Raw genomic sequence first — 17,020 nt, 5'->3', positions numbered from 1 at the left:
GTGACGCACTAGCAGCAGGACTAATATTTACTTAAGAAGAGCCCACTACGCTCTCGAATATTAGTTTTTTGTAAAACAATCTTTATTATCGGGTTAAGTACAACATTTCCCCAACCTGTCAACAAACAAAAGTTGGCACTAATATACTTATGATGTTCCGCATGTATTTTGAAGGGATAAATAATATGGTATTTTTGTGCCCACGTTATTAGAGAACGTACAAATACAAATGTTTCTCGACCATGGACACAGGTGTGGATGTATTGAATATTGCAAATAAATAAAGCAGTCGAAGATAGTATTAACTTGAGATCTGATTGGTTTGGTTTCAGTAAAAATACAATACAAACTAATAATAATGATGGAACAATGGTTTCAAAGCATAAGTGGGTATATATTTTCTTCGACAAATGCATTGGCTTATTATGATGAATTTTAAAATTGTAAGAAATCTTATCGATTATATTATAGTTTCGAAAAGCTTCTTTTTTTAAGTAATTAAATCTCTCTGTTTTTCTATCACCACGATAGTTATAAATAGGAATTATCTCTGTCTTTAAAGGATAATAATCCAAAAAAAAGTGAACGATACCCGTTAGAAAATCAACTATAAAGAGAATGGTGAATAAACAAATAAAATCATATCCTATAATTAGGTTCTCTGAATCAATACTTAAAAAAGCAAGTAATAACAACACATAGAAACATATTACTAATAAATATTTTAAATCCCTTAACTTATTCATTTCGTTATTCAATAATCTCCAAGATGGCAAAGTTTCTCTCAAAAAAAGCCTCAGTGCAAATTGATTTTTTTGATATATACATAAAATTCTTAATTAAGATGGTATAAAAATTCATTTTATTATTCAAAAAGTATAGCTAATCCCACCGAGAATACCTACGCCATAATTTGTAATGTCAATCGATAAATGTTCCGACAATCGTAAGTCGAGTTTCAACGCCACAAATGGCCCTGGATCATGGCCTAAGATGGGGCCGAAGTAATTTTTAAATTCCTTACCATATCCTTCCATAACACCGAACAAGTAGCTCAAATTAAAAAGATTATTTCTATAAATTTGTCGGTTAAACCCCTGATAAAAAACGCGCCGATTAAATGAATTTATAAAGGTCCCCGCCGCGATACCTCGATAGACACCTCCTACAAGCCATTGCTTATTATTAACTCTGTTGGTATGAAGAAAATGAGTCCCTATAGGGAAAAAATTGACCTGAGAGGGCGCGGGGGTACCCCATAACCAAATTACTAAATGCTCTAATTTATTATTGAAATCGCGTTCATTCTCTCCAAAAGCCTGATAGGACAAAAAATAAATACAAACGCCAAACATGAAAGACCAAAAAGTCGATAAATTCATCATCCTCGGAGCTTTATGAAATAGCATACACAAAATTTTTTTATTAGGATGTGTATCCACAATATCTATATTCCCTACTTATACTACTTCACTTATACGGTGTTCCCAGAATTTTATGTCTGCCTATATAGAATTTAGTGTGTCCATAGAAGAGCCATACTGTGTCTCATGTTATATGTCTCTTCTTTCTATTATTTACTATCTATGACGCATTATTCTAGAACAAAATGATTTTCTCAAATTTATTCAATGCTAGGGAAACTATCGTCTAAATTTTTGTCTAGTTCAATTGTTTTAACGAATTGAAGCATTTTTCTTAATATTGCCTTTATATTTCATAAATAAAATTAAATCGAGTAAAGGAATTTTATGCATAGAAATACAGTCAAAGATCAACCAGATGTTAATAGAATTAAGCATAAGCAACAATCTGCAAACTCAGCAGTTAAAAGCAAGCTTAAGAGGATGCGGGAAAAAAATTAAAGAAAAAAATTAGCCTGTCAAATAAAATTAGGTCTTTTCCTACGGTAATTAAAGACACGGCTATTGCAATTACTTCTGAACGTCCTGTGCAGCCAATGGAAAAACCGAGACAATTTCAAAAAGTGTTTTAGGATTGATTTATCAATTTCAGTTTTACATTACAAAAAACTAGGATGGCCTACTATTGAGTATTAAAATGTCACTAAAATATTTACTCCTATATTATGAAACTTCCTCCCATTACTATAGCCATCCCTATCATCATTAAGTTTTCTGTTAGTGAAACAAATCCCAAAGGAACATTACTGTCACCACCCACGCAAGCACATTTTAATTCCCGTTTTTCAATATATACTGCTTTAAACACGGAAATAGCTCCTATTGTTCCAATAAACAAAGCAACTGGAATTGAAATCCAATATAAGGCATCTGAAATCATTAATATTCCCGCCAATGCTTCTGCAAAAGGGTAAATATAGCTATAAGGTACCCATCGCTTGGCCAAAATGTCGTAATTCAAAAACATAGTTGAGAAACCTTCAACATTTTGAAGCTTCAGAAGCGCAAGAATTGTCATGCTGAAGGAAATAAACCAACTTACAGAATGCATTGTAAAGATAGTACCAAAAACAGCATAACTTGTCGCAAGTGCCATTAATGCGGTTACTATGAAAAGAACCATTACAGGGCGATAAGTTTTCTCCTTAGGATCTTGTACTTTTTTGCCGAAATATCGACGTAAATCATCATATCCACCAATTCGTTTACCATTGATAAAAGTTTGGGGAGTGGTTTTCACGTGATGCTCTTCTTTAAATGCATCTACTTGCTCACGACTAGTCAGCCAATTGTCTTCAACGCTATATCCTTGCCAATTTAGTAGGAACTTCGATTTCAAACCGTAAGGGCACGTGTGTTTAGGCATTACCATTCGATAAAGAGTTGCTTTTTTAGCCATATTGTCCATCTGATACCCTAATGATGTATGTTCTATAATAGAGATTTTATACCGTAAATTTAATAAACTTGTCATCTAAAATGAATAGTCATGAAAGGAAAAATCTCTAACACGAATTTTCTATTGGCAAGAATAACTAAAGGGCATTGATGGACAGAAGCAAGTTGCTTTTGGTGGCTCTCGATAATGACCAAGTTCTAAATAAGTTAGATAACTCAGCACAAGGTCTCACCAATGTAGATGCCCAGAAAAGACAAATTTTATAGGGTAAAAATGTTCTAGGTCGCAAACTTTACCGCTCAGTTATCATTGAATCGATTTCAAATTCGACTAACCCTCTAGTTATTTTTTGGTTGTAGCGGCTTTATTATCAGCTTTTACTGGAAATATGATCATTGCCGGCATTATCAATACGATAATAATTTTCAGTGTTGGCGTAGATTATTTCCCTTCTTTCAATTTCTTTTTCTTACAGGCGCCACACTACTCTATCTAGTATTAGTAGAAATTATTAAAAAGAAATTAGTGTGGCGATGGGTGGAAAAATATCCACTGCAGAAGTAGTAACAGCAACTTAGCCACCTAGACATTTATGTAGTGATGCAGGCATAATCTAAATCTCTATTCGGCAATCCCTTGCTTACAAATTTAAATAAGTTGAAGACTATTAAGTATGAGACCTCTTGCACGTGGATATATACATCTAGCAGCATTTTTTATCACCCTTTATGCATGCACTATACTAATCCTTTACAGTAATGGGGTTTACGCCATTTATGCCAGTATAATTTATAGTGGAAGCCTTATTGGGCAGTATGGTGTGAGCGCACTTTATCATACCCGCCTGTGGAGTCGGCAAAAATATTTATTACTAAGACGGATTGATCATGCTGCTATTTTTGTTTTAATCGCAGGAACAGCAACTCCCATTTGTCTACTTAAGTTAAAGAACGCATCAGGATTGCATCTTCTCTCCATACTTTGGCTGGTTGCACTATTTGGAATGTTAATAACGACCCTATGGCCTCACGTACCGAAATGGGTTAGATCACTCCTTTATATTGTTATGGGCTGGATTGGAGTTCTCTATTTTCCCGAAATTAAATCTTCCCTAGACACAACCAATATTCAGTTGTTAGTAATAGGAGGGGTTACCTATACTCTAGGGGCTTTGATCTATGCTTTTAAGTGGCCGGATCCCTTTCCTAGATTCTTTGGATATCATGAAGTCTTTCATGTTTTCGTTGTTTTGGGAAGTGGGCTGCATTTTTGGCTTAACTATAATATAGCTACGTAACTCTGTTTGGTCATCGATTGGCGAGTTCGTCGGAGAAACCCTCCAAGTAACAAGTTGTGTTTCTCCGAAGCAAATCAATATCTACTTCCCTAACATTTATTTTCCACAGGCCAGTGAGAAGTCTTATTCATTTACTTTTTAAAAGGATTTTTTCCCTTACCTTCCTGCTCCGCTAATGGATGCTCAGAGTGGATTGGGTGATGCTCAAATGTACTGAGCTGTATATCCGGTAGATTAATCGTTGAGTCATCCGGTATACTCATCTGGTTTAATAAACCAGTTTTTGGTTCTGGCATTCCCATCTTACGCTCTAATTTAGTCATCCTTTTTTTAAGCTTACCTTCCTTTTTATCAGAAACAGCCTTAGTGAGCACCGGCAAATCTTTTGGGCTCTCGTTCGAAATGATGGGTTTTTGTATTGAGATACCCTTCTTACTCTCTGACAGCATTGTTTTGCGCGCGGGTATATTTTTCTTGTTCTCAGGTAAAGCTGTCATAGGAGCAGATCCATCCTGTTTAGGTGTAATCTTCGTTGCTTTTTGTTCCGACTTCACTCTATTTGGTACTGGTGCACGGGTGGATGCGGTTTTATTTTTTGATTTCATCAAAGTATTCTTAGTAGCGGTAATTTTATTTTTATTTGCAGTTTTCTTCTGCTCCGAAGGCACCGTTTTCTTCATTTCAGAGCTAAACTTTCGATTTTTTGACGGCTCAATCCCTGAGTTTTTAATTGATTGAATTGTATTTTCTTTAAATTGTTTAGAATGTGATAAAAGAGCATCCTCTAAAAGTTGGAATGATTGTCCTACATAATCTAGAATCAAATGACTATTTTCAATCATAAGTTGAACCTGTTTATCCAGTAATTCCCCAGGCTGTTTCATAGAGGACATATCTTCAAACGTTAAATATTTTATACCTTGTAATGTTTTAACATTAAGATCCAGCATTTCTTGAAATGGTTTTTGCAGTTCACCTGCCATCCAATTGTGTGAGTGGTCCTGAGTCATGATTATCTCCATATTGTTACAACACATAATTCTAGACTAGCAGATTAATTAATCTATCGCGAATTTATTGAGAGTGTAATACTGATTAAGTGAGACAATTTACACTAACTCGAAAATAGGTAGCATGAAGTACCATTGACTTTTAGAGTCACGGAAAAATCTATCGAGTACCTGCGGAGTATCTTAAATATGAAAGATAAAAGCACGCCTCTCCACTAAGGATTACAAAACCCTTTTTGATAGGGGCATATTTTATAGTCGTATCTCATCACTGAACTCTTGGAGCAAGATTAATGAAGGATGGGGCCAAAAACTTTCCAACCTATTATGGCTAATAAAATGAATAACATTATATTGCCACCGACGATACCATAGTTGCCACCAGAAAACTCATTTCGATGCCAATATAATCCGAAAAGTAACCAAATGAGCATCAGAACCCAAAACAAAACTCCAATAGGCATTTTATACTCCTTGTTTGTTAACCAGAAACCGTATTTTCAATTTAATCATTAAACTACAACCACCTTAGTAAATTATAGCTGATTATTGCTCGCATTTAGGTCGGTTGGTGTTATGTATATACCTAAGTTTATGAAAATGAAAGGTGATACTTCTATATAGTGTTCTAGATATAGGTGATCCGCTCTCACTATGCTCTAGAAAAATTAGATATTTCGCCGCAATTCGAAGTCCTTTTTTTCTATGAATAGATTATTTTGCCCTATTAGCTTGATTTCCCCCCTCATTATCCATGGCTTGTTTTGCTTCACTCTCTTCCTCAGGTGTTTGTTCAAATTCTTCTGAGTGATAAGAATGAGGTATGTCACAAACTGGACAAGATACGTGTTTTGATGGGCAAACATAACAGCACAGCTTATTAAACAGACATAAAACAACTCCTGCAGCAAATAATGCGACTATGCCAAGACTACTGTGAGTAGATATGGTTAAACCAGTTGCGATAGCTAATAGAATAACGCCTAATACTTCAAAACGAAGCGTCCAGAGACAGGTGATCTTAGAACATTCCATTTTCTTCATTTTATTACTCCTAGTATTAACGATGCATTGATGTTATTAACTTAAACAAACTTTAATTAATTCTAGACTACTATTTGATTCTTCATATCTTTGCGTGGAGATTAGCCTCATTAGGTAAAACCGATAGTATTTTCCTAAGATCGATCAAACATTGCAGAAGTGAGGGAAATATTACTGAAGTAGCTTCTGATAAAGTTGAGGCTGAAGATTAACTGATACAGCAAAATCCCCCCCTTCCGCAGCGTTTTCTGCCTTTATATGCTACAGTTGATGTAAGCATGTAAATTTCAAGGAGAAACAAAATGCTTAGTACAATATTACTTGTGGTTTTAATACTCATTTTAATTGGTGCCTTGCCAACATGGGGGCATAGTAGAGAGTGGGGGTATGCACCCTCAGGTATTATAGGGACTATTTTAATAATTTTTTTAATATTATATTTGCTTGGTCGTGTATAGGTTGGTTTTTATTTTAGAAAAGAATCAATCATGAAAACAATTTTAGATCTAATTGTTGCTAGTTTTTTTGTTATCACTGCAGTCTTGAAGTATGGGTGCGGCTGCAGCAAAGACAGGGCTTCATTCCTTGATTTGCACAACAAATGTAAGCAATAATTCCAGTAAATTTCGATAAAAAAGCTGATGAAAAATGGCAAAAACTGAAGCATCTGCTCACTGTCGGGATTTCACAAAAATTACTTGTGAAGTAAAAAGTATATAAATTCTCGTTAACTATTCCCCCGTAGAAATAAATAGAATTACAACTATACGTATATTTTTCTAACATCTCTCACCCTTGCTTTTAAAGCAATGTAAAGAAAGCAGATTTAAGCGAATCAAAGGTTAAACGCAAGAGGTTGGCTTAAATGAATTCAGCTCGTCTAGGCCTGTGTATTGAGAATCCATATCATTCCATTAAGGTAGCTCGCAAAAATAAGCCATAAGAAATAAGGAGTCAATAATAGAGCGCTCCCTCTTTCCGTATCTTTAATTTTTAAGATAATGATTGCATTCAAACTAATCATTACGAGTATCCATAAAAAACTAAACCCTATCCAATGCAGTTGAAAAAAAATTGGGGTCCATAGCCAATTCATGATGAGTTGTATTATGTATAGAGGAATTACTATTTTAATTTGAGGTTTGCTGCGATTTTGCCATAACTTAAACCCAACAATCGCAAGAAATGCATATAATATGGACCAAACGACGGAAAAAACCCACCCTGGAGGAGTTAGAGTTGATTTATGCAGCCTGTCATACCAAGAATAAATATTTGCTTGGGTTAATAAACCTAAAAAGAAACCTATCAATTCAAAAGATAAAATCCAAATAATCAATTTAATTCCGTTTGTTTTATTCAAAATTTTTGCTCCATACATTGTTAGTCCTTCACGAAATGAGGGATAGTGAAGAACAATATTATGTTCCTTTTTTATTTTTCAGTAGGCTGATCACACAGAAATTTTTTTTACTAAATCTAAAATAATTTCTATTGACCCTTACCAATTTACTCATAAATTCATAGAAATGAAATGACTGGAGTAACGCCGCAAAAACTGGCGTTACTAAAGAGTTTCAGCTCATTAATTTTTTAGAGTATAGAAGATTTCTCAATTGATTTTTTGAACGTAACAATCAAATTTGAATCTTTCATTTTTGTGGTCATCGAAGTTGGATCATAACCCTTCGGTAATTGAAATGCTTGACTGTAATTACTCTGAGAATAACTTACACTTTTGCTATTATTTTGTTCACTCGTAATTTTTTGCGTTACATTGGAGCTCACTATCAATTGTCCCTCTTTGACAGAAACATCGACTTTACTATCAGCATCTTTTGGTAATTTTATTTTATAAGTAATCTCATTTTTACTTTCTTTAATTTCAATAGTATTTGTACTACCAAATGGAATTTGATTGGATTGATTCGCCAAGTTATGTTGCATTTGTGAAAATTGACTTTTCATAAATTGATCCATAGCTCGCTGCATTTGCTCCATTTGTTTCAAAATATCATTAGGTGATTGAAAAAAAGGATCATTATCGAAGGGATCCAAAGTTGCTTGTTGATTACTTTTTTGAACTTGATTATTTTGTTTAGCCTCAACAGCTATGGCTCCTGCTGATAACATAGTCATAAGAGGAGCAGAGATTAAAATAGGAAGTAGTTTCTTTTTCATATAAATCTCCTAAATGGATATCAAAAAATGGAAGTTTTTTGGATAAGCAATCATGAACTAATTGTCATGACTAAGGCATACAATATATTTGCCATCTCATTTCTTATTAAAAGAAATAAATGCAGGATCCAACTCAATTTACTCATCAAAAAATTTGACCTCGCCAGAGGAAACATCGTATAAACCGCCAATTATTTTAATGGTTCTTTGATCCTTTAGTTCCTTTATAATACTACTTTTATTTAGAATATTTTTAATGCTATTTTTGATATTAATTTTGGCAACTTCATTGACATAAGGGAGGTTACTTCCGTTTCGATTTTCTTTAAATGTTTTTTCCTGGTGGATTGCAGGTTTTATTTTTTCTAAAAGCTGAGTCAAATACCCCAAATTAGCTTCATCACAGGCCCCTTTTATTGCACCACAATTGGTATGGCCTAGTACTACAATTAACTTAGATCCAGCTGCTTTGCATGCAAATTCTAAACTACCAATAATATCATCATTCACAATATTACCAGCAATTCGAATACTAAAAATATCTCCTAGTCCTTGGTCAAAGATTAATTCTGCTGGTGTTCGTGAATCAATACAACTTAAAATTGTGGCGAAAGGGTATTGCCCATCAGCTGTTTCATTTACTTGTTGAAGTAAATTTCGATTAAATCGCAAGTTTTGAATAAACCGTTGATTACCCTTTCGCAGCAAATCAATTGCTTGGTCTGGGGTGATATTATGTTGATCTTTTTTACTAATCGTTTTCATAAATACTCCAATCAAATAATTTATTATCTAGTTTTTTGAATTTCCGTGACGATATGCTCAATTATTCTACAATATCATTCAGAGGTAAATGACTCAAATCCTCAGATGTATGCTGACTGATCAAAACTTTTAGTATAACTATAGTAGTCATGATTTTATCATTAATTTGCTTCTGATGATTGAGCAGGGCAAATCATGGGTTTTTTCTTTGGTTTCGAATGCGCTTTTTGCATTAATGCTTTACGAAGAATGATGCCATCTGCTTTAGTAGCGCCAGACCAAAAACCGGTAGCGCAGGTATTTGTATTACAATCACCGCCAAAAGTAACAAACGGTTGAGTCCACTCAATCGTACAGTTACATAAAGCACGTTTTGAATTTTGCGGATCAACTGTGCACAACATATCAACACAATTTGTCCAAGGTGAACCTTCTGGGCAATTCATTGAACTTTTAGTTGCAAATTGCTCAAATGAAAATGTTGAAATGAGTGATGTCACTTTGTATTTATCTTGAACAGGCCTTCTCTCTTTACATGTTTTATAGCCTACACTTTTACCTTTTTCGACTACACAATCGCAAATTGCATTGGTCGAGCTCCCTGGGGTGGGAATACAGCGAGCAGAAGTACATAGGGCATAGTCTTGATCGCATATAATTGGAGTTGCAGAAGTCTGCGCAAAACCATTAGTAACCAACAAAAAAGCGCATATTAATCCAAGCCAATTTCTCAGTATTAAGTCCATTTTGCATTCCTTTATTGAGGATTTATCCAACTTCTTGATATTTGTAATGATGTTTTACAAATTATAATGACCGCAAAAGTATTAATATCAATACTACTCCCACAAAGAATAATTCTTACTTTTTTCCACACACACCTAAAATAACCTTATTTCTTTACCGTACCCACCAAAAAGTCTCATCCTAATTTGGTTTGATGCATTCTTCGTACCTTCATGAAAAAATTTATAACGTACTTAACCAAGAATAGATTTTTGCGCTAAATATTCTCGGTGCAAGCGGTTCGCAATGGCCGCCAGTACCTTCTTTGTCATTGAAAAGAATGTATTCCTTTGTACATTGTAATTCATCATAAAGTTTTTTTGCCTCGCCTAAGGTAATATATTCTAAAGTATTATCACAAACCAGCATGGGGCATTGGATGTTCTTTACTAATCCATGCAGAGTATAAGCACGAGTTTTATCGAGCATTTCTCCAACTGTTTTAGCAGCAAATCGCCATTTTCGACTTTCTATCATGAATTTTAAATTTTCATCTGTTTTCATAAGTTCCGTTAAAACGTGTTCTAAAGGGGCATCCTTTAAGCCAGGGATTTTTTCCTTAACAGAATTAAATTTAGTTTCGAGGGGACCACTTGCATCAAATATCCCTGGATCTACAATACATGCTGCGATTCGTTTTTCTTTGGTTACAGCGCGAGCAGCAAGATAACCGCCAAAGCTTCGACCAATCAAAAAAATCTTTGTGTGATCGATTTCAGGACGTTTAATGACAAAATCAACAACTTTTTCAACAACTCGTTCCCAATCCGGGATAAACGGTATTTTATTAAATCGCAGCATACTACCTTGTCCTGGTCCTTCAAAACTCAAACAATGAAAACCGCGCTTTAATGCTTCTGCTGCCGTACTAAAATATGATTCTTCTTTCGTACTATCACCTCCGCCTGTATCAATGAGGATGGGTTTAGGATGATTTGAAAGAGAATTAAGATATAGATAACCAGGTAATGTAATATTTTCAAAAGGAATTTTCACTTTTTCTACAGGAGTTTCGAAAAATTCAAGTGCTTCATGAAAAGCACCAATACTGTATTGCAATGCTTGTTCTATCCTGGGATCGGAAGGTTCATCTTCAAGGAAAAAAAACGCAGCCCGATAATAAGTACACGCTCTTAGAAAAGCCAATTTCGCATCCAGATGCAACCCCTGCTTACGGTAAGTTTCACCCATACTATAATTGCGATCACCAAAGTCGGCCCAACGGTCATACCAGCTATCCTTACAGCCAGATACTATTTGATTTGCTATTGCAAGACATTCCCCAACTTCGGCACCCTGATAGGTCGTATAGCCTAAATTTCTTATGAATTGAGCATTAAAAAGGGCCGGTTTAATAAAATCTTGCATGAAATATCCTTATTTTAAATACATTATTTAACAGTCTATTTATTCTATATAGCTATTTTTCTCATATTTGTTCAGTTCACTGGGTGATTTTATCTTTTCGAAGCTCTTGGAATACGTGCAAGGATGCTTGCTCAAATCAGCATATTCATTCGTTATTCACCTAGCTCTATCCACTGGTTTTAAAGCAAACCAAAATAGCCAGTGGATTTTCGAGAGCCGGGCATTTTAATCACGAAAGCATGCAATATGAAAAGGGCGAGCTGCGGGCTTACCATTAGGTTCAAAGGTATTTACCCGCATTTGTGATGCATTTTGCATCAAAGAGACGGTAATTAACCCCGGAGATACTGGCTCATCAAGAACGCTACCTATAGTTCCAGAGAAGTTTGTCTTTACTCCCCCACCCTGCAAAGGCAGTTTCCAGGTTATAATATATTCATTGATACCGTTAAATTCACATGTATCAATCATATAACCCCGTGCAATAGTGCCATCCGCCTGAATCACACACGCCAATCTTCCTTCAAATTTTTCCATAGCTGCTCCCTGATAATTATATAAGTAGATGTAACAATAACTAAATTATCTTAATCTCTTTAATAATAGATTATTATGGGAAAAAAACTTTCCAAAATAAGTGCTAAAGCAATGCGCTTACTGCACACATGAAAGTGATGAATCTAAAGTATAAAAAAGAGCCATTTTATTTGCTCTATGTTATCATGGCGCTTACTCTAATGACTAAGCTCTCTCATCACTGTTGGTGGTGCATCAATTTCCTATGTGGTAATGAAGACTTACAATTTATCCGTTATTGATTTAGCCCTTCCCTCTCCTCGCGTGGGAAGTATTGATACCTATTCAGGTTTTGGATTGACCTCCAAACTTGCAGTAAAAGCGCATCAAAATTTTCAACTTCAACAACTAAAGCAACATCCCAATTACACACCAGAAGTAAGTATATCGCACCTGCTTTCTTATAAACGTTACCGCTTTTACATTTCCGGGCGAATAGATGGCATTTATCATGAAGAAAATCCAAGAATTGAAGAAATTAAAACCGCGTTTGAGCCTCAGAAGTTAATTGATATACTGTCGGAAAACTATTTTACCCACCCTTATTGGCTACAACTGCAAGTCTATGGCTACATTCACTGGTTACAAACAAAAAACACACCCCAACTTAATTTATTAATTCTTTCGTTGCGAAACAAAAAAAACATTTCTCTTGTTTTAGACTTTAATAAAGATGCTTTTGAACACTGGTTGAATCACCGATTAGATGAATTGATTCGAGAAATCAAAGAATCGAAAAAACGGATAAAACAGCGTATAAAGCAGAGCACTAAACTTATTTTTCCATTTGAACAACCTAGACCGCATCAAAAAGAGTTAATGGAATCAGTAGACTCTTCAATGAAAGCTAAAAAACCTATGTTGATTCAAGCTCCAACAGGCCTTGGTAAATCCATAGCCATTTTATATCCTACTTTGAAAGAATCTTTACATCGAGGACAAAAAACATTTTATCTCACACCTAAAAACTCACAGCATCAAATTGCACTTAATGCAGTTGAACTTCTTCAAGAAAAAGGTGCAGCATTCACCTCCTTAATTCTCACTTCCAAAAAAAAGATATGCATGAAAAATGAGCCTGTTTGTACCAGTAAGCAGTGTGAATTTGCAGAAAATCATTTTACAAAATGTACAGAACACAAGTTAATGCAGAAAATTAAAAAACAACAAAACCTAGACTCACTTTTTTTTAAAGAACTCGCAAAAACCTACCAAGCGTGTCCTTATGAGCTGCAAATGGGAAGTATACCCTATGCTGATGTGGTAATTGGTGACTACAATTACGTTTTTTCCTCTACTCATACCCCTGATCGCGTAGTCGGGTTGCAACTAGGCGAAGAAGAAAAGCCGAACCTGGTCATTGATGAAGTGCACAATTTACCCAGCCGGGGTATGGATTATTTTTCACCTGCTCTTGAAGTACAATTTTTTGAGTATTATTTAAATGCATTGGATAGATACCCTCACCCTTTTCAAAAAAAACTTACCGATATCATTAATCAATGCGTCACCATCATTGATGGATGTGCGTTACCAAATGTGTATGAACCCCATATTACTAAAGCACCTGAAGAACTATTTAAACAACAAGAGGAACGACTGAACCAGTTGCTTACTGATTACTTAGAGACGGATTTAATAATCGAAACAGACGACCCTATCTTAAAATTAGTCAATTATTGGTCTGATTTCACTGCAGCACTGGAATTTGTGAACGAAGGACGTGATGAGTTCTTTATTTCGTTTAATCCCAAACGCCATGCATTAAAAATTAGTTGTTGTGATGCATCGAGTTTTTTGAAAGAGCATTACTGTCATTTTCAACAAATCATTGGTTTTTCAGCTACATTAAAACCTTTTGATTATTACAGCCAACTTATTGGATTAAACAAATCATTCTTGCATACTGAAGAGTTTTCTTCTCCTTTTTCATCTACTAAACGTAAACTATTACTCATTCCTCAAGTATCGACTAAATATCGAGACCGAAAATCAAATACTCCTAAAATTATTGAGGTCATCCTTCGCCTTTCAGAATTACAACTTGGCAATTATTTTTTTTTTTCCAAGTTTTGAATTTTTAGAGCAAATTTATTCACAAATGCCCACCACTTCGCAATTTACCCTTTTACGTCAGGAACGACGAATGGAGACCAAAGAAACAAAACATCTATTAAAACAATTGCATCACAAGGGTAAAAATCATTTATTTTTCGCCGTACAAGGAGGAATGTTTGCTGAAGGCATTGATTATGTGGGTGATTTAGCCATAGGAGCCTTTATCATAGGTCCTCCTCTTCCCTCCTTTGACTGGGAGCGAGAGCAAATGAAGCACTATTATGAGACTCATTATCAAGAAGGCCAAGAATACGCATACACCTATCCTGCAATGGCCAAAGCCATTCAGGCAGCAGGAAGGGTCATACGATCTGAGACCGATAAAGGTTTGATCGTCTTAATGGATAATCGCTTTTTACAACCCACCTATAGTCAGTGCATGCCCAAGGATTGGTATGCACAAAGTCCGCAAGAGCTCGTCTCAACATCAATTATTAAAGAGGTGCAATCCTTTTGGAGAGATAAAGATATGGAACCGTTAAATCATTCAGGGAAACCATAAGGAACTGTGCGCTGATGACTGAATTATCACAAAAACAAATTCTTATCCTGGATTGCCAGACGACTGGTATGCACCCGAATACCGGTCATCTTTTGCAAATTGGTTGGAGCATTGTAGATCCTCGCTCATTTAATGATCTTCACATTGAAAAATGGACATTAAAGCTTCCACACGAAGCGATCATCCCACCTAAAATTAAAAGGATGCTTCATTTAACAGAGAACGAACTGCAAGACAGCGCGGAACCCCAGCTGGTGTTCGAATCATTGCAGCGTGTTTTAGCGGAAGTAGGACCGGAGACCATCATCATTGCCCATTATGCTCAGTTTGAAAAAAGTTTTTTAAAGCAATTTTATCTAGACCATGGTCAAACTGAGTTAAATTTTAATTTAATCTGTTCTCAAAAAATTGCAAAACGCCTATTACCACACCTTCCAAGTCATAACTTAAAGGCAGTGGCGGGTTTTTTAAAATGGCCTAATACTCCTAAAAATGAAATTTATTCTCACGTATCCATGACCATTCATGTCTGGCAACATCTTCAATCAAAACTCCTTGCAGCAAATGTAGGTTGTTATGCCAGCTTAGGAGCTTGGCTCAACATGAAACACCCCACTAAAAGTGCATTGCAGTATGAATACAACATCGAACGATTAGAGCGACTTAACCTTTCCACCAAACCTGGTATTTACCACATGCTTGCCCAAGACAAAACAATATTATACATCGGGAAAGCAACCTCTTTAAAAGCACGAGTCAATTCGTACTTTCGTGGCGTTAAAAATAGAGACCGACGCAAACTAGAAATGTTAGCCCAAGTATGGGATATCGAAACGACAGAATGTGACACTGCACTAGAAGCGGCACTACTCGAGTCCGATGAAATAAAAAAATGGGAACCACCCTATAATATTTTATTAAAATCAGACAACCGAAAACTTATTTTTTATAATTACGACTTCACAGCCTTTACAGAAAGTAAAGATAATACGTTCTTTAACGGCCCTTATAAGCCCCATGATTCCTCAATGGTATTAATGGAATTACTTCATGCGCTTAAAACGCACGCAGCTATAGAATATGGAGAGGAGTACATTAGTCCGGTACAATTAAAAAGCGCCTGGCGAATTTTTTGCGCCATGCACGCTATAAAGAGTAAGGATATAGAACAATTGACAATGAGAACATCTTTTCTTATTGGATATCAACTCTTAAAACAATTTGAGGCCATTCATGGAAAGGGTTCTTTTCAAAAATGGTGGGCTACCGAAAAAAAGAAGAATCTCGAAGATGAGTTAGTATTGGAGGAACGAATCGCTAGAAAAATTGCACGCATCTTAATTCGAGCAGCAGAGACAAAACGCAAAGTCCGTATGCTAACTCGCTTATATAACGCCAGTTTCGTGATTAATTCCACCCAGAAAAAATTAACGGTGATAAATGGAGAACTAGCAAATGAAATCTCTACCCTACCCCTGAATAACAAACTACCTCCATCTTTTGACATACATCATTATGACCGGCTATCCATCTTGTTATCCGCTCTAAATAATAAAACCATTTCTCTTCTTTAAATAATTTTTCCACTGTGGCAATTCTATCTAATTGAGTCTGATCTAAGTTTAATTTAAGTGGTATCTCTTCATGTCAGCTTTTGCTTTAATTTAATTCCTCAACCTAACAATCTTATTGGTTAGCCAACCTCATAAAAAAATTGTATACCTCCTATACAATTTATTCATTTTAATTTTAATTTTTAAGTGATTAGGATATGCAATGAAGCTAATCAACATCCAGTACCTTAGCAAATTCAACTACTTAATTGGCATGTTATTTAAGTTGAACTGTATGAGAGGTTACTCATGATGGTTTAAAGATGAATTAAATTTTTGGAAACTACATATGGCTATGTTTAGAATAGAACTATTAAAAAAGAAAGCAGAAATTGATCGGAGTTTTCTTGCCGAAAGCGAGCGGCAGGAAAAAATATTAGTTGAGATGCGAGCAGAACTCAATGTCTACAGGGAACAGCTATGCCAAAAAAACCAGGATTTAGTTGATGAGCTCGTATATTCGGGACGGTTTACAGAGAAACCAGAACTACCCCATTATGTCGTAACAAAGGCAGTAATATACTGTAAGTTCAAGGAAATATCTGATGGGTTAGAACCCTTCATATATGCTCATCTCCAACTCTTCGGTGATGACCAAACACTATCGAAACAGAAAACAGAGGATATATTAATTAATTTCTTCAGAAACGTGGATGATGCAATTAAATTAATTAATGATAATAGGACAGGATGGGAGCTTGCGGTGGATTTTTTAAAATCAGCCCTTAATCTTGTTGGTTACGTAGTGTCCTTTACCGCCTACCCTGGATTTTTTAGGACAGCAGCCCAGCCATTTTATGAGACCAAATCAAGCATAATAAAACTTATCCATTTGAAAAATGAATTAGCCTTATTATCTCACTCTGATGCGAACTTTGAAGACAATAGACAAGTTTCTTTAAATACATAAAAAATTTTTCTAATTTGAGATAAAAGT

The 17,020-nt window shown here is 35.3% G+C and carries 18 protein-coding genes; 6 read left to right on the top strand and 12 right to left on the bottom strand.

Features of this window, described 5'->3' with window-relative positions:
• Positions 1 to 20 precede the first annotated feature (20 nt).
• From HBNCFIEN_RS07650 to HBNCFIEN_RS07640, 3 genes are all read right to left on the bottom strand, one after another.
• The gene (locus HBNCFIEN_RS07650; RefSeq protein ID WP_220471012.1) at positions 21 to 746 is read right to left on the bottom strand and encodes a fatty acid desaturase family protein; all 726 of its coding nucleotides are present in this window, start codon (positions 744 to 746) and stop codon (positions 21 to 23) included.
• 123 nt (positions 747 to 869) lie between these two features.
• On the bottom strand, positions 870 to 1,385 hold the full coding sequence (locus HBNCFIEN_RS07645; RefSeq protein ID WP_182393499.1) for a hypothetical protein: 516 nt from the start codon (positions 1,383 to 1,385) through the stop codon (positions 870 to 872).
• Positions 1,386 to 2,082: 697 nt separating this feature from the next.
• A complete protein-coding gene (locus tag HBNCFIEN_RS07640) occupies positions 2,083 to 2,823 on the bottom strand; it encodes a MauE/DoxX family redox-associated membrane protein (RefSeq protein WP_370530112.1) in 741 nt (246 codons plus the stop codon).
• 673 nt (positions 2,824 to 3,496) lie between these two features.
• On the opposite strand from HBNCFIEN_RS07640, the gene HBNCFIEN_RS07635 reads away from it, so the two are divergent.
• Positions 3,497 to 4,120 (top strand): hemolysin III family protein, encoded by a 624-nt coding sequence (locus HBNCFIEN_RS07635; protein WP_182393498.1) that lies wholly within the window; start codon positions 3,497 to 3,499, stop codon positions 4,118 to 4,120.
• Between the two features lie 131 nt (positions 4,121 to 4,251).
• Here HBNCFIEN_RS07635 and HBNCFIEN_RS07630 read toward each other — a convergent pair whose 3' ends face one another.
• The 3 genes from HBNCFIEN_RS07630 to HBNCFIEN_RS07620 form a co-directional block, all read right to left on the bottom strand.
• The gene (locus HBNCFIEN_RS07630) at positions 4,252 to 5,130 is read right to left on the bottom strand and encodes a hypothetical protein (protein WP_182393497.1); all 879 of its coding nucleotides are present in this window, start codon (positions 5,128 to 5,130) and stop codon (positions 4,252 to 4,254) included.
• A 290-nt stretch (positions 5,131 to 5,420) separates the two neighbouring features.
• Positions 5,421 to 5,594 carry a hypothetical protein gene (locus HBNCFIEN_RS07625; RefSeq protein WP_182393496.1) on the bottom strand — a complete coding sequence of 58 codons (174 nt, stop codon included), beginning with the start codon at positions 5,592 to 5,594 and terminating at the stop codon, positions 5,421 to 5,423.
• Positions 5,595 to 5,844: 250 nt separating this feature from the next.
• A complete protein-coding gene (locus tag HBNCFIEN_RS07620; protein ID WP_182393495.1) occupies positions 5,845 to 6,174 on the bottom strand; it encodes a hypothetical protein in 330 nt (109 codons plus the stop codon).
• A gap of 302 nt (positions 6,175 to 6,476) precedes the next feature.
• Here HBNCFIEN_RS07620 and HBNCFIEN_RS07615 point away from each other — a divergent pair, with 302 nt between their 5' ends.
• On the top strand, positions 6,477 to 6,632 hold the full coding sequence (locus tag HBNCFIEN_RS07615) for a DUF3309 family protein (RefSeq protein WP_182393494.1): 156 nt from the start codon (positions 6,477 to 6,479) through the stop codon (positions 6,630 to 6,632).
• Between the two features lie 422 nt (positions 6,633 to 7,054).
• Here HBNCFIEN_RS07615 and HBNCFIEN_RS07610 read toward each other — a convergent pair whose 3' ends face one another.
• The 6 genes from HBNCFIEN_RS07610 to HBNCFIEN_RS07585 form a co-directional block, all read right to left on the bottom strand.
• Positions 7,055 to 7,555, bottom strand: coding sequence for a TspO/MBR family protein (locus tag HBNCFIEN_RS07610; protein WP_255464399.1), 501 nt, complete (start codon positions 7,553 to 7,555; stop codon positions 7,055 to 7,057).
• 212 nt (positions 7,556 to 7,767) lie between these two features.
• A complete protein-coding gene (locus tag HBNCFIEN_RS07605; protein WP_182393493.1) occupies positions 7,768 to 8,355 on the bottom strand; it encodes an Hsp20/alpha crystallin family protein in 588 nt (195 codons plus the stop codon).
• 138 nt (positions 8,356 to 8,493) lie between these two features.
• Complete coding sequence (locus HBNCFIEN_RS07600) at positions 8,494 to 9,120, bottom strand: carbonic anhydrase family protein (RefSeq protein ID WP_182393492.1); 627 nt, start codon at positions 9,118 to 9,120, stop codon at positions 8,494 to 8,496.
• A 161-nt stretch (positions 9,121 to 9,281) separates the two neighbouring features.
• On the bottom strand, positions 9,282 to 9,866 hold the full coding sequence (locus tag HBNCFIEN_RS07595) for a hypothetical protein (protein ID WP_182393491.1): 585 nt from the start codon (positions 9,864 to 9,866) through the stop codon (positions 9,282 to 9,284).
• A gap of 223 nt (positions 9,867 to 10,089) precedes the next feature.
• Positions 10,090 to 11,274, bottom strand: a complete 1,185-nt coding sequence (locus HBNCFIEN_RS07590) for a S9 family peptidase (RefSeq protein WP_182393490.1) — start codon at positions 11,272 to 11,274, stop codon at positions 10,090 to 10,092.
• 225 nt (positions 11,275 to 11,499) lie between these two features.
• On the bottom strand, positions 11,500 to 11,811 hold the full coding sequence (locus tag HBNCFIEN_RS07585) for a hypothetical protein (protein WP_182393489.1): 312 nt from the start codon (positions 11,809 to 11,811) through the stop codon (positions 11,500 to 11,502).
• Between the two features lie 252 nt (positions 11,812 to 12,063).
• Here HBNCFIEN_RS07585 and HBNCFIEN_RS07580 point away from each other — a divergent pair, with 252 nt between their 5' ends.
• The 4 genes from HBNCFIEN_RS07580 (at position 12,064) to HBNCFIEN_RS07570 (ending at position 16,993) form a co-directional block, all read left to right on the top strand.
• Complete coding sequence (locus tag HBNCFIEN_RS07580; protein ID WP_255464398.1) at positions 12,064 to 13,926, top strand: ATP-dependent DNA helicase; 1,863 nt, start codon at positions 12,064 to 12,066, stop codon at positions 13,924 to 13,926.
• Between the two features lie 25 nt (positions 13,927 to 13,951).
• Positions 13,952 to 14,470: a helicase C-terminal domain-containing protein gene (locus tag HBNCFIEN_RS17700; protein ID WP_255464397.1), complete on the top strand. Its 519-nt coding sequence runs from the start codon at positions 13,952 to 13,954 to the stop codon at positions 14,468 to 14,470.
• Between the two features lie 14 nt (positions 14,471 to 14,484).
• Positions 14,485 to 16,044: a GIY-YIG nuclease family protein gene (locus HBNCFIEN_RS07575; RefSeq protein ID WP_182393488.1), complete on the top strand. Its 1,560-nt coding sequence runs from the start codon at positions 14,485 to 14,487 to the stop codon at positions 16,042 to 16,044.
• 328 nt (positions 16,045 to 16,372) lie between these two features.
• Positions 16,373 to 16,993 (top strand): hypothetical protein, encoded by a 621-nt coding sequence (locus tag HBNCFIEN_RS07570; protein ID WP_182393487.1) that lies wholly within the window; start codon positions 16,373 to 16,375, stop codon positions 16,991 to 16,993.
• The last annotated feature ends 27 nt before the right edge of the window (positions 16,994 to 17,020 follow it).

The organism is Legionella sp. PC997 (assembly GCF_014109825.1).
Lineage (GTDB): Bacteria > Pseudomonadota > Gammaproteobacteria > Legionellales > Legionellaceae > Legionella.
Note: the sequence above shows the minus strand (reverse complement) of the source record. Positions and strands in the feature narration are given on the sequence as shown.